Source organism: uncultured Ellagibacter sp. (assembly GCF_934643285.1).
Classification (GTDB): Bacteria; Actinomycetota; Coriobacteriia; order Coriobacteriales; family Eggerthellaceae; genus Ellagibacter.
The window spans coordinates 1-23683 of sequence record NZ_CAKUBT010000018.1; the positions used below are offsets into that span (position 1 = coordinate 1).

General features: G+C 60.5%; 17 protein-coding genes. 11 read left to right on the forward strand and 6 right to left on the reverse strand.

Annotation, left to right across the window (positions count from 1 at the left end):
• Positions 1-284: 284 nt before the first annotated feature.
• A complete protein-coding gene (locus Q0I65_RS07750) occupies positions 285-1604 on the forward strand; it encodes a glycosyltransferase family 2 protein (protein WP_296062011.1) in 1320 nt (439 codons plus the stop codon).
• Between the two features lie 250 nt (positions 1605-1854).
• On the opposite strand, the gene Q0I65_RS07755 is transcribed toward Q0I65_RS07750, so the two are convergent.
• Together Q0I65_RS07755 and Q0I65_RS07760 are read right to left on the reverse strand one after the other, a co-directional pair.
• A complete protein-coding gene (locus tag Q0I65_RS07755) occupies positions 1855-3426 on the reverse strand; it encodes a helix-turn-helix domain-containing protein (RefSeq protein ID WP_296062013.1) in 1572 nt (523 codons plus the stop codon).
• A 41-nt stretch (positions 3427-3467) separates the two neighbouring features.
• A complete protein-coding gene (locus tag Q0I65_RS07760; protein ID WP_296062014.1) occupies positions 3468-4403 on the reverse strand; it encodes a glycyl-radical enzyme activating protein in 936 nt (311 codons plus the stop codon).
• 258 nt (positions 4404-4661) lie between these two features.
• Here Q0I65_RS07760 and Q0I65_RS07765 point away from each other — a divergent pair, with 258 nt between their 5' ends.
• The 4 genes from Q0I65_RS07765 (at position 4662) to Q0I65_RS07780 (ending at position 12407) form a co-directional block, all read left to right on the forward strand.
• A complete protein-coding gene (locus Q0I65_RS07765) occupies positions 4662-7109 on the forward strand; it encodes a pyruvate formate lyase family protein (RefSeq protein ID WP_296062016.1) in 2448 nt (815 codons plus the stop codon).
• A gap of 39 nt (positions 7110-7148) precedes the next feature.
• Positions 7149-8588 carry an aldehyde dehydrogenase family protein gene (locus Q0I65_RS07770; RefSeq protein WP_296062021.1) on the forward strand — a complete coding sequence of 480 codons (1440 nt, stop codon included), beginning with the start codon at positions 7149-7151 and terminating at the stop codon, positions 8586-8588.
• A 14-nt stretch (positions 8589-8602) separates the two neighbouring features.
• A complete protein-coding gene (locus Q0I65_RS07775) occupies positions 8603-9904 on the forward strand; it encodes an MFS transporter (protein WP_296062024.1) in 1302 nt (433 codons plus the stop codon).
• A 70-nt stretch (positions 9905-9974) separates the two neighbouring features.
• Complete coding sequence (locus Q0I65_RS07780) at positions 9975-12407, forward strand: pyruvate formate lyase family protein (protein WP_296062026.1); 2433 nt, start codon at positions 9975-9977, stop codon at positions 12405-12407.
• 79 nt (positions 12408-12486) lie between these two features.
• Here the strand turns inward: Q0I65_RS07780 and Q0I65_RS07785 are convergent, their stop codons facing one another.
• A complete protein-coding gene (locus tag Q0I65_RS07785; protein ID WP_296062029.1) occupies positions 12487-13239 on the reverse strand; it encodes a double zinc ribbon domain-containing protein in 753 nt (250 codons plus the stop codon).
• Between the two features lie 1043 nt (positions 13240-14282).
• Between Q0I65_RS07785 and Q0I65_RS07790 the strand changes: the two genes are divergently transcribed.
• The gene (locus Q0I65_RS07790; RefSeq protein WP_296062032.1) at positions 14283-15221 is read left to right on the forward strand and encodes a transporter substrate-binding domain-containing protein; all 939 of its coding nucleotides are present in this window, start codon (positions 14283-14285) and stop codon (positions 15219-15221) included.
• 446 nt (positions 15222-15667) lie between these two features.
• Here the strand turns inward: Q0I65_RS07790 and Q0I65_RS07795 are convergent, their stop codons facing one another.
• On the reverse strand, positions 15668-18595 hold the full coding sequence (locus tag Q0I65_RS07795) for an insulinase family protein (protein ID WP_296062034.1): 2928 nt from the start codon (positions 18593-18595) through the stop codon (positions 15668-15670).
• A 153-nt stretch (positions 18596-18748) separates the two neighbouring features.
• On the opposite strand from Q0I65_RS07795, the gene Q0I65_RS07800 reads away from it, so the two are divergent.
• The 5 genes from Q0I65_RS07800 to rplT all read left to right on the forward strand — a co-directional run bounded on the left by Q0I65_RS07800 (position 18749) and on the right by rplT (position 21872).
• Positions 18749-19162 carry a hypothetical protein gene (locus Q0I65_RS07800; protein WP_296062037.1) on the forward strand — a complete coding sequence of 138 codons (414 nt, stop codon included), beginning with the start codon at positions 18749-18751 and terminating at the stop codon, positions 19160-19162.
• 39 nt (positions 19163-19201) lie between these two features.
• Positions 19202-20506, forward strand: a complete 1305-nt coding sequence (locus Q0I65_RS07805) for a histone-lysine N-methyltransferase (protein WP_296062040.1) — start codon at positions 19202-19204, stop codon at positions 20504-20506.
• A gap of 208 nt (positions 20507-20714) precedes the next feature.
• Positions 20715-21290, forward strand: a complete 576-nt coding sequence (gene infC, locus Q0I65_RS07810) for a translation initiation factor IF-3 (RefSeq protein WP_211361001.1) — start codon at positions 20715-20717, stop codon at positions 21288-21290.
• A complete protein-coding gene (gene rpmI / locus Q0I65_RS07815) occupies positions 21290-21487 on the forward strand; it encodes a 50S ribosomal protein L35 (RefSeq protein WP_296062044.1) in 198 nt (65 codons plus the stop codon). The genes infC and rpmI overlap by 1 nt, the downstream gene beginning before the upstream one ends.
• A gap of 31 nt (positions 21488-21518) precedes the next feature.
• Positions 21519-21872 (forward strand): 50S ribosomal protein L20, encoded by a 354-nt coding sequence (gene rplT, locus Q0I65_RS07820; protein WP_158048987.1) that lies wholly within the window; start codon positions 21519-21521, stop codon positions 21870-21872.
• A gap of 95 nt (positions 21873-21967) precedes the next feature.
• On the opposite strand, the gene Q0I65_RS07825 is transcribed toward rplT, so the two are convergent.
• Positions 21968-22642 (reverse strand): molecular chaperone TorD family protein, encoded by a 675-nt coding sequence (locus tag Q0I65_RS07825; protein WP_296062046.1) that lies wholly within the window; start codon positions 22640-22642, stop codon positions 21968-21970.
• Between the two features lie 164 nt (positions 22643-22806).
• Entirely contained in the window at positions 22807-23682 is an 876-nt protein-coding gene (nrfD, locus tag Q0I65_RS07830; RefSeq protein WP_296062049.1) for an NrfD/PsrC family molybdoenzyme membrane anchor subunit, read from the reverse strand.
• Position 23683 lies beyond the last annotated feature (1 nt).

Below are 23683 nucleotides of genomic sequence, written 5' to 3' on the forward strand. Positions count from 1 at the left end.
TCCCATATTCGATTGTCAAAGTTCTATCTAAAAATGTCTCGGAAAGCCCTTGACATCATTTAGCTGGTCTTTCTAATATGAAGATGCTGTGCATCCAAGGTGTGCAAGCTGCCCTTTTATTGCCTGAAATGGGCGTTTCGGCTACAGCTTCCCCTCGTGAGGCGCACAAGATCGCTCAAGGCCGCTATAATCCAGAAAGTTTGAACGGAAGTGCCGCGGACAGATGCGGCGAAGCCAAAGTTCGCCCGCGCGCGGGCGGCCACAAGTTGTAAGGGGCAGGGCTGGTGCTCGACCAATTCTTCTCGCAGATATCGTTCGTGGATATCTTCAACTTCTGCGTCTTCATCACGTTTACCATTTGCTATACCTATCAGCTGTACTACGTGCTCGTCGTGCTTTCTCGCAAGCCGAAGCAGCTCGTCGCGAAAAAGAACCATCGATACGCCGTCGTCGTCTCCGCCCGCAACGAGAGCGCGGTCATCGGCGATTTGATCCACTCTATCAAGGTGCAGAACTACCCGACAGAGCTGATCGACGTGTTCGTCATCGCCGACAACTGCACCGACAACACCGCCGACGTGGCGCGCGAGGCGGGCGCAACCGTGTTCAAGCGCTTCAACACCGAGCAGGTTGGCAAGGGCTACGCGCTCGATTACGGCTTCAAGATTATCCGGAGCCAGTACGCCGACCGGGGCTACGAGGCGTATTTCGTCTTCGACGCGGACAACGTGCTCGACGTGAACTACTTCCGTGAGATGAACAAGACCTTCGACAACGGCGCGAAGGCGTCCACGAGCTACCGCAACTCCAAGAACTACGACTCCAACTGGATTTCCGCGGGCTATGCCGTATGGTTCCTGCGCGAGGCCAAGTTCCTGAATCAGGCCCGCCTTACGCTCAACACGAGCTGCGCGGTGTCGGGCACGGGCTTCTTCATTGCCGCTGACATTATCGAGAAGAATGACGGCTGGAGATGGCACCTGCTCACCGAGGACATCGAGTTCTCCGCGAACAGCATCCTCGAGGGCATTCGCATCGCCTACACTCCGACGGCGGTCCTCTACGACGAGCAGCCCGTCACCTTCCGCGATTCCTGGAACCAGCGCTTCCGCTGGGCGAAGGGTTTCTACCAGGTGTTTTGGCATTACGGTGCGCGCCTTGCGAAGGGCATCTTCACCAACCCCAAAGGTTCCCGCTTCGCTTGCTACGACATGCTCATGACCATCGCACCAGGCATGCTGCTCACCATCGTGTCGGTTATCTTCAACACGATCATCATCGTGCTTGCAGCGACGGGCGCCATGTCGACGGGCGTCATGATCGCAAGCTCCATCTCGTCGATTTTCTTCTGTCTGTTCAACTACGTTATGTTCATGTTCCTCTTCGGCGTGCTCACCACGTTCGTCGAGTGGGATTCCATCCACGCGCCCACGCGCAAGAAGGTGCTCTATATGTTCACCTTCCCGTTCTTCATGCTGACGTATGTGCCTATCGCGCTCGTTGCGCTTGTGAAGAAGTGCCAGTGGAAGCCGATCAAGCACAGCATTTCGGTCGACGTCGAGGAGTTCTCGGAAGCCCAGCAAGGCATCGCCGCGCAGAAGTAAGCGCGCACCGGCTTCTCGCAGATCAGGCATTTTCCAGCGGAGGGTCCCTCAGGGGACCCTCCGTTTTTATGGGTGCGGGAAGGCGTGGTTCGCGAAGGGGCCGAGTCGGTAGCTGACTGCAGCGCTAGGTATAAGCCATGGAGGAGGCCTGAGGAAAGGGATGCGGGAGAGCCCTCGCTTTAGCTTGGGTTGTGCACCAGTATTGCTAGGTCGCAAGTCCGATGTGGGTGTCAGGGTAGTCCGCCGCAACCTAGATGTCCCGCTTTTCCTCTAGGTACAGGTAGTCGATGCTGAAGAGCAGCACGCGTCTCAGGGTCCAGTCCTCGAGCGTATGCCCCAGCAGCTCTTCTATGCGTTTGATGCGGTGTAGTAGCGTATTTCGGTGCATGTAGAGCTGCTCTGAGGTCTCCGCCGCATTGCAGCGGTTGTTCAGGTAAACCTTGAATGTTTCGAGGTAGTTGACGCCGTTCTCCTCGTCGTACTTCTGCAGTTTCCTGATCATGGGGTGAATGAGGGTCTCGGGTGGCTGGTTGGCGAGCACGAAGCGCATGCTCTGCTGGACAAGGTGGTTGCAATGATGGTGCAGCTTACCTCTTCCTGTCCCCAATGCGAGGAATGAGAGGCAGTCGGCAATCTGCTGCACGATCTTGGGAGTGTCGGTCAAGTTGAAGTACGACGTGCTCAACACTGCGGTATATGACAGCTGCGAACAGAGGCTTTGCAGCACCTCCTTCTCCTTCGGCTCAAGATCGATTCCGTTTGCTTCAAGTGTGAACAACACCAGCACGCCCATGTCGGTGACGGCACAAATTGCCTTGGGGAAGCGTTTCTCGATAGTTTGCATAAGCTGGATGTCGGTCTCTATGGCACCGATCTTGTCGATTGGCTTGAACACGCAGAGCTGGTACTCGGCATCGCTTTTAATTTCGAAGCCGACGTAGTTTGCGGCGATGCCGATCGTCATGTCGTCATACAGGGAGCCATCCGCGATGTCAAGCAGAAAACGCTCCATGATGCTGCCGCGCCCGGTGATGAGCTGTTGAGTGCCCTCAACCCACTCGTCGAGGCAGCGGCATATCCAGGCAAGCATGTGCAGCGACGCTGGTGGGAAGAAGAACCCCTTCTCTGTTGAAATGGCCCAAAGCGATGCGACTGCATGCCCTCGTCGGAGCAGGCTGCGGGCCAAGAGATTGTAGCCAGAGACCGCTGTGGCCTTCATAGCGGAGTTGGCGGGAGTGGGGTTGTCGGGTGAGATGCCTCGGATGCAAGCGTCGATGATCTCGCAGCGAGCCGGTTTGTTGTCTTCAATAATGGTCTCCCACAGGGGGTTGCGGAAAAGCTCCTTGTGGTCGCTGCAGGCGATGACGTTGTAGTTGATGTCAAACAAGCACAGCGGCGCGCCAATCATCTTCTCGCCGATGTCCATGATGGTCTGCAGGCCCTCGTCGCCCCTACCTGCGGCAAGCTCGATAGCGAGCCCGTACTCCTGGTAGCGGTTGAATATCGCCGCGACGGCGTTGATCGCAGCAGCGGGGCCAAGGTCCTTGAGCGCGATGATGTTGCAACGGTTGCATTCTGTATTCTTGCAGGCTGTCTTCGCGTTAGCGCAGACGAACGTCGTGCCGCCCTGTATGTGCTCGCAGGGCGGGAGTTCGCTGTCCAGACACAGATAGAGGCAGTCTTTGCGTAGTAGGAAAGTCTGGTTATCATATACCTCGAAGTGGTCGATGAACGTGCCGCGCATCGAGGAGAAGTTCTTGAACGCCATGTAGGGTGCAAGCTCCTTTGCAAACACCTCGGCACTCAGTTTGAGCCTGTCCATCCCCAGCTCCTCTCTTTGCTTGGGTTGCGCTTTGCACATACTCAGTGAATGACCACTGGCAAGCCCTCGCCTCTGAAGTATGCGGCGAGTTCCTCTGCTCGGGCATCGCTCATGGGCTCCGCTGCAAATACTTTCTTATCATACTGCAGCCGCTCGTACTTGGAGATTCCCAAGGTGTGGTAGGGGAGCAACTGTACGGTCTTCACTGCGTCTCTCAACTCTCTGCAGAAGGTCGCCGTGGCGCGCATATTCTCTTCGGAATCGTTGAAAAGCGGTATCAGTGGAATCCTGATCTGCAGCTTTCCACCGAGTTCCGCTATATGACGGGCGTTGGCGAGGATAGGTTCGTTTGGTGTGCCGCAGGCTTGTTTGTGACGAGCGCTGTTCATGTGCTTGAGGTCGTAGAGATAGAGGTCGACGTAAGGCGCCACGCGATCAACCGCTGATTGCGGCGCGTAGCCTGTCGTGTCAAGTGCAGTGTCGAGGCCAGCCTCCTTGCATGCCCGCAAGAACTCCTCCGCAAAGTCGATTTGGCTCAATGCCTCTCCGCCGGAGAGGGTCACGCCGCCCCCAGAGGACTCATAGAAGGGCTTGTCCCGCAAGACGCGCGCAACAGCGTCCTCTACCGTCCACTCTTTGCCGCAGATATAGAAGGCCTTGGGTGGGCACTCCTTGACGCACGTACCGCAGTCAGTGCACAGCTTTCGCGCGCGGCTGGGCAGGCGCTTGCCCCCTTCAGCATCTCCCCTATCGCTTATCGCGCTGTTGGGGCAAGCGTCGATGCAGTGTGTGCAGGAGTCGAGTCCCATGCAGCCTGCTTTCTTGAAGCACACCTGTAGGCTGAAGGACTGGGATTCTGGACTGTGACACCAAGGGCAAGACAGCGGGCATCCCTTCAAGAAGACGGTTGTGCGTATGCCTGGGCCGTCGTGAACCGAATAGCCCTGGATGTCGTAGATGATTCCCGTTGCGCTCATAATCGTCCTCCATGCTTCTAGGGTGACTCGAATATCGCATGCGCACTTGCGGCCATCAAGGGCATCTTGCACAACGTGGACAGCTTACGTTGTGAGAATAGACCACCCTTGTTCGCTTGCTGCCACAAACTGGGCATTGTCTGCGTCGCAAGTGCCCAAGCTGACCGTTAAGTGTGTGCGCTTTGGACGTATGCGTCGCATCTCTTGCCCCGTATAAAGAGGGTACGGAAATCCCGATCTTTGAGGAGGGGTGTTGCAATGTACGAGTTCAGTCCTGTGACGGAGCGCATCAAGGCGATGCACGAGCGCATTCGAGCACGAGTGATCGAAATAGACTCTGAGCGTGCTCTCATCGTCACGGAGTCTTACCAGCGCAACGAGAACGTGCCGTGGATGATTAAGATTCCTCGTGCTACCTACGATGTTTGCGCCAAGAAGACGATCATCGTGGAGGACGATGACATCTTCGTGGGAAACCAGGCGGCCAAGTTCTGCGCGTCCAACGTATGGCCCGAGTGGGACGGTGCCGGTTGGGTGCTCGGAGAGATCGCCAACTCGGACCTGTGGCATGAGGAAGAGGACGGGCGCCTCCATCGCAAGAACGAGAACGTCAAGCTTGCTATTACCAAGGAGTCACTCGAGCAGCTCAAATCAATCCTTCCGTACTGGAAAGAGCATCGCTTTGGCGAGGTCGCCCAGTCCTGGATGCCCGAGGGCTATATGGAATTCGCAGAGACGGGTGCGGGCAGCTACAAGGCGAACATGGACATCGCCGGTTTGGCATGCGGGCATCTCATCCCCGGCCACAAGAAGATCATCGAGCGCGGCTACGGCGACCTGCGCCGCGAGGCCCGCGAGTGGCTTGACGCGCGCAAGGGCAACCTGATGGGCGACGACGTCGACAAGTGCATGTTCTACGAGGCAGAGATCATCGTCTGCAATGCAGGCGAGGTCCTGGCAAAACGCTATGCCCAGGCATGCCGCGACAAGGCGGCAGCCTGCGAGGACGAGGCCCGCAAGGCAGAGCTTGAGACCATGGCCGAGAAACTCGAGTGGATCTCCACCGAGCCTGCCCGCGACTTCTGGGAAGCGTGTCAGATGGCCCTGCTCTACCATCTGCTCATGTATGCCGAGGCTAAGGAGCCCGCGCTGGCGTTTGGCCGTTTTGACCAGTACACCTGGCCGTACCTCGAGAAGGACCTGGCCTGTGGCAAGCTCACGCGCGAGCAGGCCCAGGAGCTTGTCGATGCGTTCTTCCTCAAATCCACTTGCTTCTACAACGCCGCACATCCAGTCGTGATGAACATCGCCGGCGCTAACAACACCTATCAGCACACTACCATCGGCGGCGTGATTCCCAAGACGGGCGAAGACGCCACCAACCCGGTCACCTACATGGTGCTCGAGACCATCGGTCGCTTGAGCCTGCACGACCCCACGATCTCCCTGCGCATCAACAAGAACACGCCGGATGAGCTGTGGGAGTGCGCGCTGTGTACCTCGCGCTTGGTGGGCGGCCTGCCGCTGTACCAAAACGACGAGATCGTCATCCCCGCCCTGCAGCGCGAGCTCGGCTTCAGCCTCAAGGATGCGCGCGACTACGGCGTCATCGGCTGCCAGGAGTTCGTCGGCTGCGGCACGGACTTCCCCGCGCCCAATGGTATCACCCCGCCGCATGCCACCATCCTCTTTGGCGTGGTGTTCGACATGGCGATCAACAACGGCGTCAACCCCAAGAACGGCAAGGCATCGCCCGTCAAGACCGGCTACCTTCTCGAGATGAAGTCGCTCGACGAGGTCAAGAAGGCCGTCGAGGACATGGCGCGCTGGGTCATGCGCTGGAACGCCACCTGCAGCAACTACACGGAGTATCTGATGATGCGCCGCACGAGCCTTGCCGCGCTTTCTCTTGGCATCGAGGGTTGCATGGAGAGCGGCAAGGACTGCACGCAGGGTGGCGCCAAGTACAACTCCTACGGCGGCACCGCCACTGGTCTTGCGACTATCGCCGACAGCCTCACCACCATCAAGTACATGGTCTTCGACAAGAAGTTGTGCACGGCCCAGGAGCTCTACAACGCGGTCATGGCTAACTGGGAGGGCTATGAGGACTTGCGTCAGACCATCCTCGCGGAGGTCCCGCACTACGGCAACGACGACCCGTACGCAGATGTCGAGATGCAGTGGATTACTGACCTCTACTACCGCCTCTGCGGCGAGCTCTACAGCGTGCGCTCCAAGAAGTTCAAGTCCGGCCTCTACGGCGCGTCCGACCACGTGGCGCAGGGCAAGGACACCTGGGCGACGCCTGATGGCCGCCGCGCCGGCGATCCCATGGCGGATGCGACGTCGCCTGCCCAGGGCCGCGACCTTAACGGCCCCACGGCGGTGTTCAACTCCACCTGCTGCTTCGACCACTCGCGCTACATGGACGGACTTGCGCTCAACATGCGCATCCACCCGTCGTCGGTGAGCACGGACGAGGGCCTGGGCAAGCTCAAGGAGATGACGAAGACCTACTTCGCCAACGGCGGCATGGAGGTCCAGTACAACATCGTCAGCGCCGAGACCATGCGCGCTGCCCAGGCCGACCCGCAGACCTACCGCGACCTGGTGGTCCGCATTGCGGGATTTTCCGCGTACTTCGTCGAGATGACGCCCGATCTGCAAAACGACATCATCAGCCGCACGGAGAACGCGTTCTAAACGTTGAGAAAGTTTGTTGTAAGGAAGGGGAGAAATCAGATGGAAGACAAGCTTATGTTGATTGCCGGCGAGTGGGTACCCGCCAGCGACGGCGCCACGAGGGAATCTACCAACCCCGCCACGGGCGAGGTCTTGGGCCGGGCTCCTCTGGCGACCAAGGAGGATGTTGAGCGTGCGCTTGACGCCGCTCAGGAGGGCAAGAAGCTGTGGGCTGCGATGACGCGCAACGAGCGCTGCGGCATCCTGCGCAAGGCAGCCGACATCTTTGACGGCCACCTCGAGGAGCTGGCTCAGATGGTCACCGCTGAGATGGGCAAGCCCATCGGCATGGCGCGCTCCGAGGCAGCAGAGATTCCCACGCTGCTGAGGCTTTCCGCTTCTGCGGCGGAGATGATGAGCGGTGAGACCGTTATCGACCAAAACGCCGAGGGAGATGCCATCGGCGACCTCGCGTTTACCAAGATCGAGCCGTTGGGCGTCGTTGCTTGCATCGGTCCCTTCAACTTCCCCATCTCGACGCTCACGTTCAAGACCGCTCCTGCGCTTGCTGCTGGTAACGCCATCATCATCAAGGCGCCCTCCGATGTGCCCTTGACCGTCCTACGATATGCGGAGATCCTTAACGAGGCGGGCTTCCCCGCAGGCGTTGTTCAAGCCCTGAGCGGCTCTGGCGCAAAGATGGGCGAGTGGCTCGTCGCAACAGATAAGATCGATGCTGTGAGCTTTACCGGTTCGACTGGTGTCGGCTCCAAGCTCGTCGAGTACAGTGCGCCGTACTTCCACCACCTGCTGCTCGAGATGGGCGGTAATGACCCGCTAGTCATCACCGATGATGCCGACCTTGAGAACGCCGTGGGCCAGTCGATGTGCCGCATGGCCAACGCCGGTCAAATCTGTTGCATCACCAAACGCTTCATCGTCCACAACTCTATCAAGGAAGATTATCTCGACGCGCTGGTCAAGGCGGTTGGCGGCATCAAAGTCGGCAACCCAGCAGACGAGTCCACCATGATGGGCCCGCTGGTCAACGAGCGCGCTGCCAGGGAGTGCGCCTCCCAGGTCGAGCAGACCGTCGCCGCAGGCGCCAAGCTGCTGTGCGGTGGTACTGCGGAAGGTGCCTTCATGGCTCCGACAGTCATCGACTGCACCAAGGACCTGCCCATCGCCTCCGACCTCGAGGTCTTCGGCCCCGTCTGGGCGGTCATCGGCTACGACACGGACAAGGAGGCTATCGAAATCGCCAACCAGTCTATCTTCGGCCTCAACGGCGGCGTTATCGCTGGCACGCTCGAGCGCGGCATGGCTATTGCCTCCAAGATCGAGTCCGGCACTGTCGTCTGCAACGGCGAAGGAAGCTTCCGCAATCCCAAGCACGCCTTTGGCGGTTATAAGCGCTCCGGCGTCGGCCGCGAGGGCATTGCAGATCTCATGAAGGAATTCACACAGCGCAAGACGCTCGTCGTGCGCGGAATCGAGTAAGGGAAGTGACTGAAATGACTGCACCAACCAAGAAACAAGGAAAGATTCATTACGCGTGGATCATCATGATTGCCTGCTGCTTTTTGCAGGCAGGCCAGCTCGGCATCATCCAAAACCTCTCCGGCGTGTTCCTACAGCCTGTCTCCGACTCAATCGGCTGCGGACGTGGTGACCTGGCTCTCTACATGACTATCCAGGCGTGGGCCACCGCCTTCATGATGCCGATAGTCGGTCGCTGGCTGCCAACCAAGAACATCAACGTCCTCATGACTGTGGCGGCAATCCTGGACGGCGGCGGCTTCATGCTGATGTCGCAGTTCACCGAACCCTGGCAGTGGTGGCTCGACGCCGTCGTCATCGGCATCGGCAGCTCCTTTCTGTTCTTCGCTCCTCTGCCCATGCTTATCAACAACTGGTTCAAGAAGAAGAACGGCTTGGTAATGGGCATCTCCACCGCGTTCTCTGGCGTCGGTGCCGCCATTTTCACCCCGATTCTAGCCAACCTCATCGTGACCGTTGGCTGGCAGTCCTCCTATATGATTGCCGGCGGCGCCTCCTTGATCCTCACCGTTCCCTTCACTGCCTTCATCCTCAAGTTCAAGCCCTCCGACATCGGCATGACTCCGTATGGCGCAGAAGAGGGTGAGACCGTCGAGTCCGCCAAGGCCGGCATGAATGTTGGTATCTCCGCCAAGCGCGCTTGGGTAACTGGTCTTGTTGCTCTCATCTTCCTCACCGGCGGCGTCATGTCCTTGACCACTTCCTTCACCCAGCACATGACCGGCTTTGGCGCATGGCTTGGCATGTCCGCCACCGCCCTTGGCCTGCTCGGCTCCGCCAACATGGTCGGCAACCTCGTCGGCAAGCTCGTCCTCGGCCCGCTGAACGACATCATCGGCACCAAGAAGACCTTGATCGTCGGCTACATCGTTGTTGCCATCGGCCTGGTCATGGTCATCTTCAACGGCGGTAATACGACCATCCTGTTCATCGGCGCCCTGTTCTACGGTGTGGCGTTCTCCATCCAGACGGTTATGCTCCCGCTCGTTTGCACCAAGATGTTCGGTCCCAAGGACTTTCCCAAGTTGTTCTCCTACGCAACCATGGGCAACGCGCTTGTCGGTTCCATGGGCATCGCGATCAACGGCGCGATCTTCGACGCCGCTGGAAGCTACTACCCGGCGCTGGTCTTCGTCTCCGCTTGTGGCATCGTCGCTTTCTTGATGCTGATGTTCGGTATGTGGCGCGCCCACAAGGTCGGCTTCGACAAGGAAGAAGCACCTGCAGCACCTGCCGCAGCTGCCGCAAAGGCCTAACCGCTGAGTTGTCCTGACAGGGGAGGGGCCATGAGGTCCCTCCCCGTTTCAAGCAGAAAGGAGTGTCGCTATGTACGAGTTCTCGCCTCTGTCGCCGCGTGTGGAGAGGGTGCGCGCCAAGTATCGCGACACCGTGCCGTACCTTGATATCAACCGCTACCGCCTGGTGACGGAGTTCTATATGGCCAACCGCAACGTCGAGGGTAGCTTGAAGAGGGCCCTTAACTTCCGCAACCTGTGCGAGAAGATGCCCATCTTCGTGTGTGACGACGAGCTCATCATCGGCAGCTACACCGCGACGTTCAAGGGCTCGGCGCTGTACCCCGAGTATGGCATCCGTTGGCTTGTCCCGGAGCTCGAGGACGGCTCGATCGCTGCCCGCGACGCCGACCCGTACCAGTACCGCGAGGAAGACCGCGCCTACATCCTCGAGACTGCGCCGTTTTGGGATGAGGAGGGCCTCTGTTCGAAGGTGAATCCTTACATCCCTGAGTCCTACAAGTCAATTGCCAACAGCTGTGTCGTTAACTTCACGGCGCAGGATATCTGTCCGCAGCCGGTCGGGCATTTCGCACCCAACTACAAGCGCGCTCTCGAGCGCGGCTTCGCATCGGTCAAAAACGAGGCCGACGCCAAGATCGCCCAGCTCGAGGCAGAGGGCATCCCCGGTGATCAGGCCGAGTCCTACAACTTCTACCGCTCCGTTTCCATCGTCTGCGAGGGCATGATCACCTTTGCCAAGCGCTATGCCGATGGCTGCGCTCAGATGGCCAAGGAGACCGCCGATGTCGCGCGCAAAGCCGAGCTCGAGCGTATCTCCGCGACTATGGCGTGGATTGCGGATAATCCCCCGCGCGACTTCCGCGAGGCGATCCAGATGCTGTGGTTTTATCAGATGTGCGTGCTTATGGACGCCAACATGCATGGGACGAGCATCGGCCGCCTCGACCAGATCCTGGGGCCCTACGTGCAAAAGGACCTGGACGAGGGCGCTATCACCTGGGAGCAGGCCCAAGAGCTCGTCGACCTCTACTACCTCAAGGTCGCCGAGTGCAACAAGGCCTGGGCGCTGCGCACCGTGTACTCTGCGCCGGGCTACACCTCTGGCCAGCTCATCACCCTTGGTGGCATCGACGCGGACGGCAACGACGCCACCAACCCCATCACCTACATGGGCCTCGAGGCCATGGGTCGCATGAGGATGCACAGCCCCACGCAGGGCCTGCGCGTGCATCCGGGTACCCCGCAGAAGCTGTGGGAGTGCGCCATCGCCGTCAACCGGATCAACGGCGGCGTTCCCAGCTGGTTCAACGACCAGGTCATCATGAAGGCGCTCAAGAAGCGCGGCATCGCGGATGAGGATCTGTGGAACTACTGCCTCATCGGTTGTGTCGAGCCCTCTATCGGCGGTGCCGAATGGCCTGCCTGCGGCGGTCTGGGCATCAGCTCGTATGTCAACTTCGCCAACATCCTGCAGTTTGCCATCAATGCCGGCAAGTCCTACCGCATCGGCCCCGGTCCCTTGGTCGATTTGGAGACCAAGTTCGGGCCGAGTGAGAAGCGTCTATACGAGATGGAGAGCATGGACGAGATCCTCGCGGCATACGAGGGCGAGCTCAAGTACTGGGTCAACTGGTACGTTGCCATCAACAACGTGTACGAGACCGTCGGGCGCAGGGTCATGCCGCAGCCCGTTGTGTCCGCCATGATGTGCGGGTGCATGGAGAGCGGCCGCGACGTGGTCGACGGCGGCGCCAAGTACAACTCCACCGGCGTCTCTGGCATCGGCTTGGGCAACGTGGTGGAAAGCCTCAACGTCATCGACAAGCTGTGCTTTAAGGACAAGAGTGTGAGCACGCGCGAGCTCTACGACGCGCTCATCGCCAACTGGGAGGGCTACGAGGAGCTACGCGAGAAGATCGCCGGCGACGTAGTGCACTACGGCAACAACGACCCCGAGGCTGACAAGTACTGCCGCTTCGTGGCCGAGTCTTTTGCCGATTACGTGAACTCCCGCGTTGGCATGCGTGGCAACCACTATGCTGCGGGCTTGTATCCTGTGACGATGAACGTGACCTTTGGCAAGTTCACGGCCGCGACGCCCGATGGGCGCCGCAAAGGCGAGCCGCTGTCCGACGGTATCTCCGCTGTGCAGGGCTACGACGTCAACGGGCCGACGGCGATTTTGGGCTCCGTGAGTAACTTCGACACGAGCAAGTACTCCAACGGCTTGTTGCTCAACATGAAGTTCCACCCGTCTGCGATCAGCGACGATGCGGGTGTGGCAAAGCTGGCGTCGCTCATGCAGACCTACTTCTTCAACATGGACGGTATGGAGATGCAGCTGAACATCGTGTCCGCTGATACGCTGCGCGATGCCCAGAAGCACCCAGAGAACTACAAGGACCTCGTGGTTCGCATCGCCGGGTTTTCCGCTTATTTCACTGAGGTCTACAAGGCCGCACAGGACGATCTGATTCGCAGGACCGAATTGAGCTTGTAAGTGCTGAGTTTTGGCTCGGTCCTGATGATAGCGACCCTCTTGGGGAGCGGGACATCGCCTATATAATTGCCGGCTCTTATTAAGCTCGGGCAAAGGTGAGGCAGTGCACGTTGCGCCCGCCTGCTTCCCGTATCGCGTCGCACGCGGCGAACAGCGTGGCGCCTGTCGTGCACACGTCGTCGATGAGCAGGATGCTTTCCGGCGCGCTCGCGCCTGGTAGCGCGGAAACGGCATGCGCCATGTTCCCCATGCGCGCGCGACGCGAGAGTGCGCGCTGGTCGTGGGCGCGCGGCGGGGAAAGCAAGGGAATGACGGGTCGCCCGATTACGAACGCCACTTCCTGCGCGAGCAACTCCGCGTGGTCGAACCCGCGGCGCGCCCTGGCCTTGCGCGAGGCGGGGACGAACGTGACCCCTGCCACCTCGCTTGCGATTTCGGGGGAGAGGTAGAGAGCCATGTAGCGCGCCATCTCCGTTGCAAGTCGTTGCTCGCCTCCGTCCTTGTAGACGACGGCAATGCGGCGCGAGCTTTCAGTGAGCTCGAAGGGGCTCGCGAGGCTCGAGAACGCCACGGCTTCGCGTCCCGTTGCGGCAAGCATTACGGGGTTGCACTCGGTGCACTGCGTATGCCCCCAGGGGGCGCCGCAGATGGGGCACGCGCGCCACAGGTCGATGAAGGGGAGCTCGCTTCTGCAGCGTTCGCACAAAAGCTCGCCGGGCTCGTCGCAGATGGCGCAGCGGGTGGGCCAAAGCGTTTCCGCGACAGCCTGCGCCGCCGCCTCGGCGTAGAGGCGCGCGGTGTCGGCGAGGGTGGTTGTCGCGAAGGCTGTCATGATGCGAAGTGTAGCGAGCGATCCTGACAGATGACGTGCACGAGCCTTGCCGAAACGCGGCGCGACGGGAACATTCTTCAGGCGCGCTTTCCAAGCCTTTTAAGGAATCTCATGGCAGTATTGCCAAGCTTCTGCGGGATTTCCCAGCAGCATTTCGCCGGGCGAGAGCATATTCCGCCTTCCGTTCGATCCTGCAACTCGCAAAAACCTTGCAAGAACCTGGCAGGTGCAAACAGGCGGAAAGCCCGACGCGCAAAACCCCTGGTGAGAAACGGAGGCTGGTTAAGTGATCGCAGGGAAACCTCGAGTTCGGACAGGGTTGCGTTCAGACAGGCTTGCTGACTCCCGCGCGTGCAGAAATAAACTCCCAACCTGCCAGATAATTGGCAGTTTTCATCAAATTGAAGAGCCGAACAAGGAGGGAAAGCGCGCGCGTCCCATGACGCATCCTGCTGACCTGGCGATTCGCTTCGGCGCAAAACGAGAGCGACCAGCAAAGCGAGCGCAAGCACTCTCTGCGTGATGAAAACCTCCCGATTTCTGGCAGGTCTCTTCTAGTTTTTAGCAGGGTCGGAAGGTCTTTTATCCTGTATTCGTTCCTTGCGGCAAAATCCTCTTGGTTCCGAAGATTTCCTCTATCCCTTCTTTCCCGCTTCCATGTGGAATGATGTGTGTGCTTCAATTCGTCGTTGCCGTTCTGCTACACTGAAACGTGCTTCTTTCGGGTCTGTAGTTGCGGAAACGCCCCGAGCGTTTCTCAGTCCAAGGCAGACGCGGTCAAAAGGATCCACGTAAGTTGCGCGTTTTGCGCGCAGCGAGCATGGCGCGTCCTAGAGGTAAGTCGCACCGCCCGATCCCATTTTTCGTGCGGCACAAGGCCGCCGCGGGCGAGAGGTACCACGGGTGCAAGCTCACGTCCCAGTGCGCGAGTGTGGGGGCAAAGACTAGGTCAGCCGAAAGAAGCGCATGAAAAGGAACAGACGGAGGTTACGGTGACGAAGCGTTTTCGGAAAGCTATCCTTTGCGTGGCGATCGGTTGCGCCATGGCTCTTGCGTTCGCAATGACGGGCTGCTCGACCGATTCCACTTACGAGCCCGAGACGAAGACCCCTCAGGTTCAATCGCCGACCATTAAGGAAGCTGGCGTTTTGCGCGTCGGCGTGAACACGGGCCGCGCCCCGCTCGCAGGCATGTCGGGCAACAAGATCGTCGGCATCGACGTCGACGTGGCGGCCGCCATCGCGGACAGTCTCGGCCTGAAGCTCTCCATCGTCGACACGGGCAGCGATCCCGAAGGTGCGCTCAAGGACGGGTCGGTCGACATCGTGCTCGGCATCGATAAGTCCTCGACCGATGGCTCGTTCTGGAAATCCGATTCCTACCTGCCCACGGGCATCGCGCTGTTCGCCATGTCGGAGAACGCCGCCGTCCCGACTGCGACGACCGGCGCCAAGTTCGCTGCGCAGGTTTCCTCCACGAGCGCTTGGGCCGTCATGAACGAGTTCGGCGACACGTCGCTCACCTCCACCTCCAGCCCGAAAGAGGCGTTTGCGGCTTTGAGCTCGGGGCAGGTGCAATACGTTGCCGCCGACGCGGTCATCGGCAAGTACTATGCGAACGGGTCGAACATCAACGCGAGCATCATCGCGCTTATGCAGCAGCCGAGCGGTTATTGTGTCGGTGTACTCGATAGCAACTCGGACTTGAAGACCGCCATCGCCAACGCCGTGAGCTCTCTGAACTCCAGCGGTGTCATGGGCGTTATCCAGTCGAAGTGGCTGGGCGGTAGCATGGACCTCTCGTCGGTGAAGCTCACCGCTGGGGCGACATCGGGCGCGAAGGCGAAATCGGATTCGACGACGAACGGCACGACCTCGACCGACGCGGTGTCTGCTGATGCAGGCGCGCAGAGTGCCACTTCGACCGACACGACGGCGGGCGGTGCCTCTACGGCTGGCTCGAACGCCGTGAAGGCTTCGTAAGCTGTGACACCTCGGGCGGCGGCTTGCCATCGCCCGATCCAAAACTCGCAAGTGAAAATGCTTCATTAGCTGAAACGCCTCCTTTCGGAGGCGTTTCGCATTTAGTGCAGCGATTTCGGGAGATTCTGGCACAAAAACCGAGGTGTCCCACAAAAAGCATTCCCCAATCGGAGGTGCGTGCGGCTCAGGAACATGTCTCGACAGGAAAATACCAGGTCGCAGCTCTGCTCACTTCAACTACTTACCTTCGCTCTGGTTCTCTCCGTGGGATACCTCGGTTTTTGTGCCAGAATCTCTTCAATTCGATGTACTTTTCCGACTCGTAATGCGGTCTCGAATCATGCAGGCGCGGGTTGGGCTGTTCGCGTCTTGCCGCTCGGGTCACGCGGACGCCCCAGGTGCAGGCGGGCACGGGCGGTTTCGACCCGCACCCGACGAGCAAAGCCTTACTCTCCGAGCAAGTCCACCACGGTGAAGTCGGCCTTTGCGCTCTCGATGATCTCGCGGTTGCCGAACACGCAGGCGATGTTCTTGTTCGCCGCCTGGCTCACGGCGTTTCCGAGCGCCCGCACTTCCTCGATGGTCGCATTCGCCACCTGCGAACGCGTGACCAGGCGCTCTGTCGGGTCGATGTGCGCGAACACATAGCCATCCTGACGACGCGCGAGCTCGCGGGGCTTCAATGGCGCGTCGAGCCCCGCGACGGTCGAGACGATGTAGCCGTCCATCTCCGACTCGCTCGGGCTGAAGTCGGAAAGCCATGCGCCCGCCGCGCGGAAGCGCTCGAGGGTCTCGTCAACGTGCGGGTCGCGATACGAGTAGAAGCGCAGGTTACCCGTGCGGGTGGGCGAGAACCCCGCTCCGTAAGCGCCGCCCTTCACGCGCACCTCGTTCCACAAAAAGTCGTAGGAAAGCGCCCGCGACGCCACAAGCCAGGCGCCCGAGTAGGGAACTCCGAGCAAGCGGCGGTCGAAGCCGAGCGCGGTGTAGGTCACGTCCGTCGGCACAGCGAACGCCTCGCCGGTCGCGGGCACGTTCGGTTCGGGCACGATGAGGCGCGCCGTGCAGCTCGGCTCCCCGATGCGGCCCGTGGCCATTCCCGCGCTCATCACGCGGTCGAAATCGTCGTCTTTGCCCGTGAAGCCGATCGTGCAGTTGTCGTCGGTGAAGATGCGCTGCGCCACCTCGGCAAGCTTCGCGGCGAGGGCTTCCTTCTCCTCGTCGAATGTGGCAAGCGTGCGCTTCAGGAATCGGTAGAATCCCACTCCGCCGATCTGCTCGCGCACGACGGCCGCGGGCAGGTAATAGGACGCGACATGCGCCATCGCCGCGGTGTGTCCGGCGTTCGCGAAATTCTGCTCCATGCCGACGCGCTTCTGCACGAGGATGTCGCGGATTTTGCCGAAGTTGTCGAAAAGCGTCTCCTCGATGATCTCGCTCGGCAGCGTCGCCGCCCACTCGGCGTTCTCTGCGAGCGCCGAGCACGACACGGTCAGCTTCGGGGAAAGCGCGCTGCGGTCGTCTTCCCGCTCGTGCACCTCGGTGTAGAAGGCGAGGTTGCCGAGCTTCGCCTGCGTGAGCGTGTCGATCTCCGTCGCAGTGTGCTTGCTCGTCGCGAGCTTGCCGAGCACCATGGCAAGAAGCTTCGCGTAGGGCAGCTCCTCGAAGGCAAGGCGCTCCAGGCCGTAGTAGCGATACGCGTACACGATGCCGCGCGTCGACACGTCGTGCCTGATCACGGGAATATCTCCCGATTCGTCGAGGCGGAAAGCGGGCTCAGCGGGCGCTTGCTCGATGTCGCTTGCGCGCATGCGGGGAAGGGTTGCGAGCGCTTCGGGCGAATCGGGCTCCTCCTGCGCACGGCGAAGGGCGGCGACGTTGGCCTCGATCGCGGCGATCCGCTCGTCGTTAAGCTCGCGCTCCATCTGGGCCAAGCGGGCCGCCGCAGCATCGTCGTCATCGGGGGCCTTGTCAACGGGCACGACCTCCGCGTCAGCCGCATGGTTGTTTTCCAGGAACACCTCGCGGATCAGCTGCTCGAAGTAGCCCTCGTCGAGCTTCTTGCGCAGGCTTTCGAACGCATCCTCGTAGCGCAAATAATCGAGCGCGGCATCGTCGTCGTAGAGCCAGCCGGCCATGCACGAGCAGGCGAGCGCCACGCCGTCGGCGATCCCGAAGTTCTGCTCGCGCATCACGAACTCGGCATGAGAGAGGGCTGCCGCCACCACGTCGTGGTCGAGCGCGCCGTCCGCAAGCTCCGCAAGCACACGCGAAAGCACAGGTCGCAAGCGCTCGGCGGCGCCTTCCTCAAGGCCTTTCGCTTGCACGACGGCAAAGGGCTGCAGCATGGCGTCGGCCATGTAGGCAACGATGTCGCAGGCGAGGTTCTCGTCGAGCAGCGCGCGCTTCGCAGGCGCCTCGTTCGAGCCGAAGATCGCGTCGAGCAGGATGTCCATCGCGATCATGCGCTCCCTGTCGGCGGCGGTTCCTGCCACGAAGCCGACCGCGCAGCAGGCGTTCTCGGGCGCCGTCTTCATGGGCGTCTTGTTCCCGAACGACGTCACGGGCGCCTGCAGCTCAAGCGGGTTCGGCGTGTTCTCGGCGCGCGCCTCGGCGGCACCGGGGGCGAGGTAGCGCTCGTCGAGGAAGGCGAGGAAGCGTTCGGGGTCCATGTTCCCGTAGAGCACGATCTTCGCGTTGGCCAGGTTGTAGTGGCGGCGGTGGGTGTCGAGGAACTCCTCGTAGGAAAGCGTCGGGATGGCGGAGGGCTTGCCGCCCGACTCGAAGCGGTACGCCGTGTCGGGGAACAGCGCCGCCGAAAGCTCGTCGTAGAGAATCGACTCGGGGTCGGAGAGCGCGCCTTTCATCTCGTTGTACACCACGCCGTTGTAGGCGAGCTTGCCCGCGCCTTCATCGCCCGCCAGCTCCACATGCCAGCCTTCCTGCTCGAAGATCGTGCGCTTGTGGAAGATGGCGGGGTGCAGCACAGCGTCGAGATAGACGTCCATGAGGTTCAAAAGGTCCTGCTCGTTGGTGCTCGCCACGGGGTAGACCGTCTTGTCGGGGTAGGTCATGGCGTTCAAGAACGTCTGCATCGAGCTTTTAAGCAGGTTCACGAAAGGCTCTTTCACGGGGAACTTGTCCGAACCGCAGAGCACCGAGTGCTCGAGGATATGGAAGACGCCCGTGTCGTTGGCGGGTGGTGTCTTGAAAGCGATTGAGAACGCCTTGTTCGCGTCGTCGTTTTGCAGGTAGAGCAGCTGCGCGCCCGAGGCGTTGTGGTCGAGCACGTAGGCCCGCCCGTCGATTTCGGGCAGGTCGGAGGTAGTGCGCACAGTGAACCCGTGCACGGTTTTGCAGGGGGTAAGTTCCATAGGACGTCTTTCTCGGAAGGGCTTCTCGTTCGCCTCCTATTGTCGCACAACGCGCCCTGCCGCCTGGGGGCAACGTGGATATATCGCAGGGAAGACGCAATGGCTTGGGCCAATCATCTATAATCATGCGAAGACGACGGAAAGGATAAGGCCGTGACTGGAGACGCCCAAAAATTCTCGCATATCAGCGTTGCGTCCGACGACGAGGACGATGTCGTGATCGAAGCGGGCGCCCCCCGCTCCCGCAGCTATGGGGAAGGCGAGCCCGCAGCGCAGGCAGCAGGAGACGAGGCGACAGGAAGCGCAGCGGCGACCGAGGCGGCCGAGGCCGACGGTGGGGAAGGCCCAAGCGAGTCCCCGTCGCGAGCTTCCACCCCCGCCCCCGAGCGTGCCGCGAAGGCTGACAAGCCCGCAAAGACTTCCGCCCCTGCTCGCAAAGGTTACGAGGAGACGACGCTTGAAGACCTCGAGGGCACCAAGATGTCCGGCATGCAGAAGGGCATCATTGCGGTGGCCCTGATAGGAATCGTCGCATTCATCGTGTACTACGTGGCGTTCATGGGCTAGAAGGGCCTGTGACCTGCGAAGAGATTGAAAGGTATCGCAATGCCGAAACACACTGGAAAAGCAACAGAAGGCAGAGACGATCAGGCGATGCGCAAGGGCGAGGAAGATCGCTCGAACGACATCGGATTGACCCAGGCGTTCGCGCCCATAGGCGATGACGGCTGGTCGGAAGGGGGCCGGCACGCCTACTCCGGCGAGGAGGGCGAGATAGCCTTCGAGGAAGACGCCTTCGCGGACGATAAGCCGGGGAGGACAGACCGCTTCGCCCCGATCGCGGGCGACGATGCCTACGCAGCCGATGAGTGGGACGCGCAGGACGGCTCCTCCGATGAGGGTGCGCCGCTTGACGCGGATGACGCCTTCGCCGCAGGTGAGTCGCGCGGCGCTTCCCAGGGAGCGCATGCGGGCGGCTTCAGCTACAAAGGCGACGACGAGGACGAGTACCCCGACGCGCTCGAGAGCCTCGAGCCTGTGGTTGAGCCCTCGGCGTTCGACCCCGATGTTCCCGCCGACCCCGCTCCCGCACGTGGGCGCCACTCCTCCGCCGCGAAGGAGGAAATCCCCTCCTACATGCGCAAATCTCGCCGCATGCGCCGCATTCTCATCGTGGTCGTGGTACTGCTCGTGCTTCTGCTTGCAGCCGGCGGGTACTTTGCCGTCCGCCTGTTCCAAACCGCGCAGACGGCCGCCTACCAGCAGACCCAGCAGCAGCAATCGAACCAGGATACGAGCTCGCTGCAGGCGGGAAGCGAAGGCAACGACGCCACGTCGACCGTGAAGAAGACGAGCGCGCCGAACTTGACCGAGCTCTTGGGCTGCACGCAAGACGATGCGCTCGCCAAGGTTGGGCGCGGCGCTCAGGTTACCGTGTCGAACGAGGTCAACGAGGAGGGCAACCCCATCAAGACCGAAGTTCGCGTGGCTCTGACCGACGAGCCTGCCGACACGCGCACGGGCACGCCGACGCTGTATCTGGGCCTCGACGAGGACGGGGCGGTCGTTCAGGCGGGCTATTCCGCCGGCACGGCGTCGCTCGGCTACGGCACGCTCTCGTTCTCGGACGCGGTGAAAAACGAGTCGATTATCGAGAAGACGCTTCAGGAGGCGGGCATATCCGTTCCTGCGGGCACGGTGTCGCTTCCAGCCGACAAGACGGAGTATTCCACCTACGCGTCGGACGGAACCACGCTGGTGAAGGAATATTGCCCGTTCTCGGGTGACATCGATATCAACGGCGTCTCCCATACGTGGTCGGCGGTCCTTTCCTACGACTACTCGGTGGCGAACGCCTCAGGCAACCTCGCCGACACGATCCGCATCATTTATGTGTATATCAATGCATAAATAGCAAATGAGCCCTTGCGTTTGCCGCGCGAGGGCTCTATACTGTAACGGCTGTATTCAAGCGAGGGCGAAAGCTCTCCACCTGTTTCGGCGCTTCGGCTGCTGATGGGTCGCTTCAATAACGTGCCTCGCGCACATCCTTTGAATTGCGAAACCCGCGGCCGTGCCTGCGGGTTTTTTGTTGCGCGCAAGCGCAAGAGGAAGGAAGGTGAGCGCGATAGCTGCTCAGGAGCCACGGCTCAATGACGAGATCACTGCACGTGAATGCCGTCTGATCGGCTTTGACGGAGCGCAGCTGGGAATCTACACGGTGGCGCAAGCTCAGCGCGTCGCGGATGACCAGAATCTCGACCTGGTCGAGATCGCCCCGAACGCCGAGCCGCCGGTCTGCCGCATCATGGACTATGGAAAGTTCAAGTACGACCAGGCCATCAAGGCAAAGCAGGCTCGCAAGAACCAGAGCAAGATCGAGACCAAGGAAATGAAGTTCCGCCCGAAGATCGACGTGGGCGACTACACCACCAAGAAGAAGCACGTGCTTCGCTTCTTGGACGCGGGGAACAAGGTGAAGATCACCATCATGTTCCGCGGTCGCGAAATGGCTCACCCCGAACAGGGTCTTTCCATTCTCGAGCGTTTGGCTGACGACCTCAAAGACGTTGCAGTCGTCGAGAACCAGCCCAAGATGGAAGGGCGCAACATGCACATGCTCATCGCTCCTTTGCCCGGTGCGGCGAAGAAGAAAAAAGAGACCAACAAGAAAGCAGAAGGAAAGGACGAATAATGCCTAAGATGAAAACCCACCGCGGTACCGCCAAGCGTTTCCGCGTCACCGGTTCCGGCAAGATCATGCGTGCGAAGGCTTTCAAGAGCCACATCCTCACCAAGAAGAGCCAGAAGCGCAAGCGCAACTTCCGCAACGAGACCGAGCTCTCCAAGGCAGACTCCAAGGTCGTCGGCCGCAATCTCGGCATCCGCTAGTTCGTTTTCAGTTCTTTAAGGAGATAATACTATGGCACGCATCAAGCGTTCTATCCACGCCCGCAAAAAGCGCCGCACCGTTCTCAGCCGTGCAAAGGGTTACTACGGCGCGAAGTCCCGTTCTTACCGTGCAGCGAAGCAGCAGGTCCAGCATTCGCTCCAGTACATGTACCGCGACCGTCGCAACAAGAAGCGCAACATCCGTCGCCTTTGGATCACCCGCATCAACGCTGCTGCCCGCATCAACGGCCTGTCCTACTCCGTGTTCATGAACGGTCTCAAGAAGGCCGGCGTCGAGCTCGACCGCAAGGTGCTCGCTGACATGGCTGTGAATGACCCTGCCGCCTTTACCGCTGTGGTCGAGGTTGCCAAGAAGGCCCTGTAAGCCCAGCTTGCGCGTTCATATCGCAATCACTGAGAAGCCGAGGAATCCCTCGGCTTCTTTGTTTTTAGGGAAGGGGATTGTTGGCACGTGTGCCGCTATCTTAGCGTGCTTTCGACTTCCTTAAGCTGCTGAAGGTCGAGGGCTACGACGTCCGCGGCGAAGGCGGCGATGCGGGCGTAGAAGTCGTCGCCCGCAACGGCGGCCATCTCGGCGAGGCGCGATGCCCAACGGGAAAGATGCTGCTCGAGGAACTGTTTCGCCAAGTGGAGGTTTGCCTGTGCCGACGAGGTGTCGCCTGCCTCTGCTGCACGGGCGGCGCCATCGTGGAGATAGGACATGAACGCCAGCTCGCTTGCGAAAGCGTCGGGAGATAGCGTCGATACTGCGATCTCGTAGCCTGTGAGCTTGTGGTAGTCAAAGCCCGCCTCCTCGTAGCAGGCGATGGCGTGCGCCTTGCGCGAAGGAACGGGGCTTGCGTACTCGATGCGCCCATCCACGACGCCCGAGTTCCAGACACTACTTTCCGACCAGGCAATATGGTAAGCGCTCGACGAGACGAAGAAGCGATTGTAGAAGCGTTGCTCCAAATCAGGCGATGCCTCGACGCTTGCGAACCGGTCGTCTCCCATGGCGGAGGCGACACGATCGAGGTCGGCGATGACGGTGGAGCTGGGGATATTGAGCAGCGCTTCTGCAACTGCTTCGTAGACGGTGCTCATGCCGCGGGATGCTTGGCTTGTGGCGGCGAGGGCTTGGGGATCGATGCTCATGATGCAACCTTTCGGCTGGGCGGCGGTGCGCTCAGGTCAGCACGCACCGCCTTGAATAAGGGAAGGCAAATCGGGAAGGGACCTTCCTTTGCAATCGGTTCATACGGGAGTCATGGAACCGAGCCGCGGGGCTCAGGGGAACCCCGCGGCGGAGGGTGGGCGAACTATCCCAAGGCTACGGGGATTGCCGCCATGACGATCAGGTAGCGCAGCATGAAGCCGCCGATGAGGACTCCGACCTCGCCTGCGATCGTGAGCCCAGGCTGCTGCATGAGCGATTTCTTTTCCTGCATCGACTTGTGGAGCGCCTGCGCGAACGGGAACGCAAGCCCGACGATGACGAACAGGACCCAGAATGCCAGCGCGTAGCCGCCGGTGAGCAGGTTCGCGACCGAGGCTTTCGCTGCTGCTGCAGCCGAGCCGCCTGTGATGGCCACCGTGCCGAGGAGCGCGATCACGAGGAGCGCTTCGAGCACTGGCAGGACCATGCCGGACTTCACGGTAAAGCCGATGTTCGCGATCTCGTCATGGGCCTTCCCATGCGCGATGACCAAGACGAGCGCGAATCCGGTCGAAGCTGCCGATACCAGGAAGAGGATCGGCAGGATGATCGGGTGCCACAGAGGGAACGCGACGGACGCGTCGCCCAGAAGCACGCCGGTGTAGGCGGCGACGCACACGGCCAAGATCATGCCGATGATGTCGAGCACACGAGGCGTCGATTTCTTCACGATCATGATGATCGCGTCGATCGCCGCTACCACGATGAACAGCGCCAAGATGATGACACCCCAGGCCATGACCGACCCCAGGTTGCTCACGAGGTAGAAGAATCTCAGCGGGTTCATCAGTCCCGCATGTGCATCGACGACCAGAAGCAGGGTGCCTACGGCCACGCAGACCGGGCCTGCGATAAAGCCGATCGTCTTGATTTTCGGACAGGGTTTCTTCGCCATGCCCGCAATGCCGGAGAGCACGAATGTGCCGGCGCCCATACCTGCCAAGAACAGATACAGTGCAATCATCCAATTCCATACCATG

What these genes read in the sequence shown, in the direction of transcription:
- Q0I65_RS07765 (WP_296062016.1), top strand. Translation starts at nt 4,662, where the DNA reads ATGTACGAGTTCAGTCCTGTGACGGAGCGCATCAAGGCGATGCACGAG.
- Q0I65_RS07805 (WP_296062040.1), top strand. Translation starts at nt 19,202, where the DNA reads ATGCCGAAACACACTGGAAAAGCAACAGAAGGCAGAGACGATCAGGCG.
- Q0I65_RS07780 (WP_296062026.1), top strand. Translation starts at nt 9,975, where the DNA reads ATGTACGAGTTCTCGCCTCTGTCGCCGCGTGTGGAGAGGGTGCGCGCC.
- Q0I65_RS07755 (WP_296062013.1), bottom strand. Translation starts at nt 3,426, where the DNA reads ATGGACAGGCTCAAACTGAGTGCCGAGGTGTTTGCAAAGGAGCTTGCA.
- rpmI (WP_296062044.1), top strand. Translation starts at nt 21,290, where the DNA reads ATGCCTAAGATGAAAACCCACCGCGGTACCGCCAAGCGTTTCCGCGTC.
- nrfD (WP_296062049.1), bottom strand. Translation starts at nt 23,682, where the DNA reads ATGGTATGGAATTGGATGATTGCACTGTATCTGTTCTTGGCAGGTATG.
- Q0I65_RS07770 (WP_296062021.1), top strand. Translation starts at nt 7,149, where the DNA reads ATGGAAGACAAGCTTATGTTGATTGCCGGCGAGTGGGTACCCGCCAGC.
- Q0I65_RS07790 (WP_296062032.1), top strand. Translation starts at nt 14,283, where the DNA reads ATGGCTCTTGCGTTCGCAATGACGGGCTGCTCGACCGATTCCACTTAC.
- Q0I65_RS07775 (WP_296062024.1), top strand. Translation starts at nt 8,603, where the DNA reads ATGACTGCACCAACCAAGAAACAAGGAAAGATTCATTACGCGTGGATC.
- Q0I65_RS07825 (WP_296062046.1), bottom strand. Translation starts at nt 22,642, where the DNA reads ATGAGCATCGATCCCCAAGCCCTCGCCGCCACAAGCCAAGCATCCCGC.
- rplT (WP_158048987.1), top strand. Translation starts at nt 21,519, where the DNA reads ATGGCACGCATCAAGCGTTCTATCCACGCCCGCAAAAAGCGCCGCACC.
- Q0I65_RS07785 (WP_296062029.1), bottom strand. Translation starts at nt 13,239, where the DNA reads ATGACAGCCTTCGCGACAACCACCCTCGCCGACACCGCGCGCCTCTAC.
- Q0I65_RS07795 (WP_296062034.1), bottom strand. Translation starts at nt 18,595, where the DNA reads ATGGAACTTACCCCCTGCAAAACCGTGCACGGGTTCACTGTGCGCACT.
- Q0I65_RS07760 (WP_296062014.1), bottom strand. Translation starts at nt 4,403, where the DNA reads ATGAGCGCAACGGGAATCATCTACGACATCCAGGGCTATTCGGTTCAC.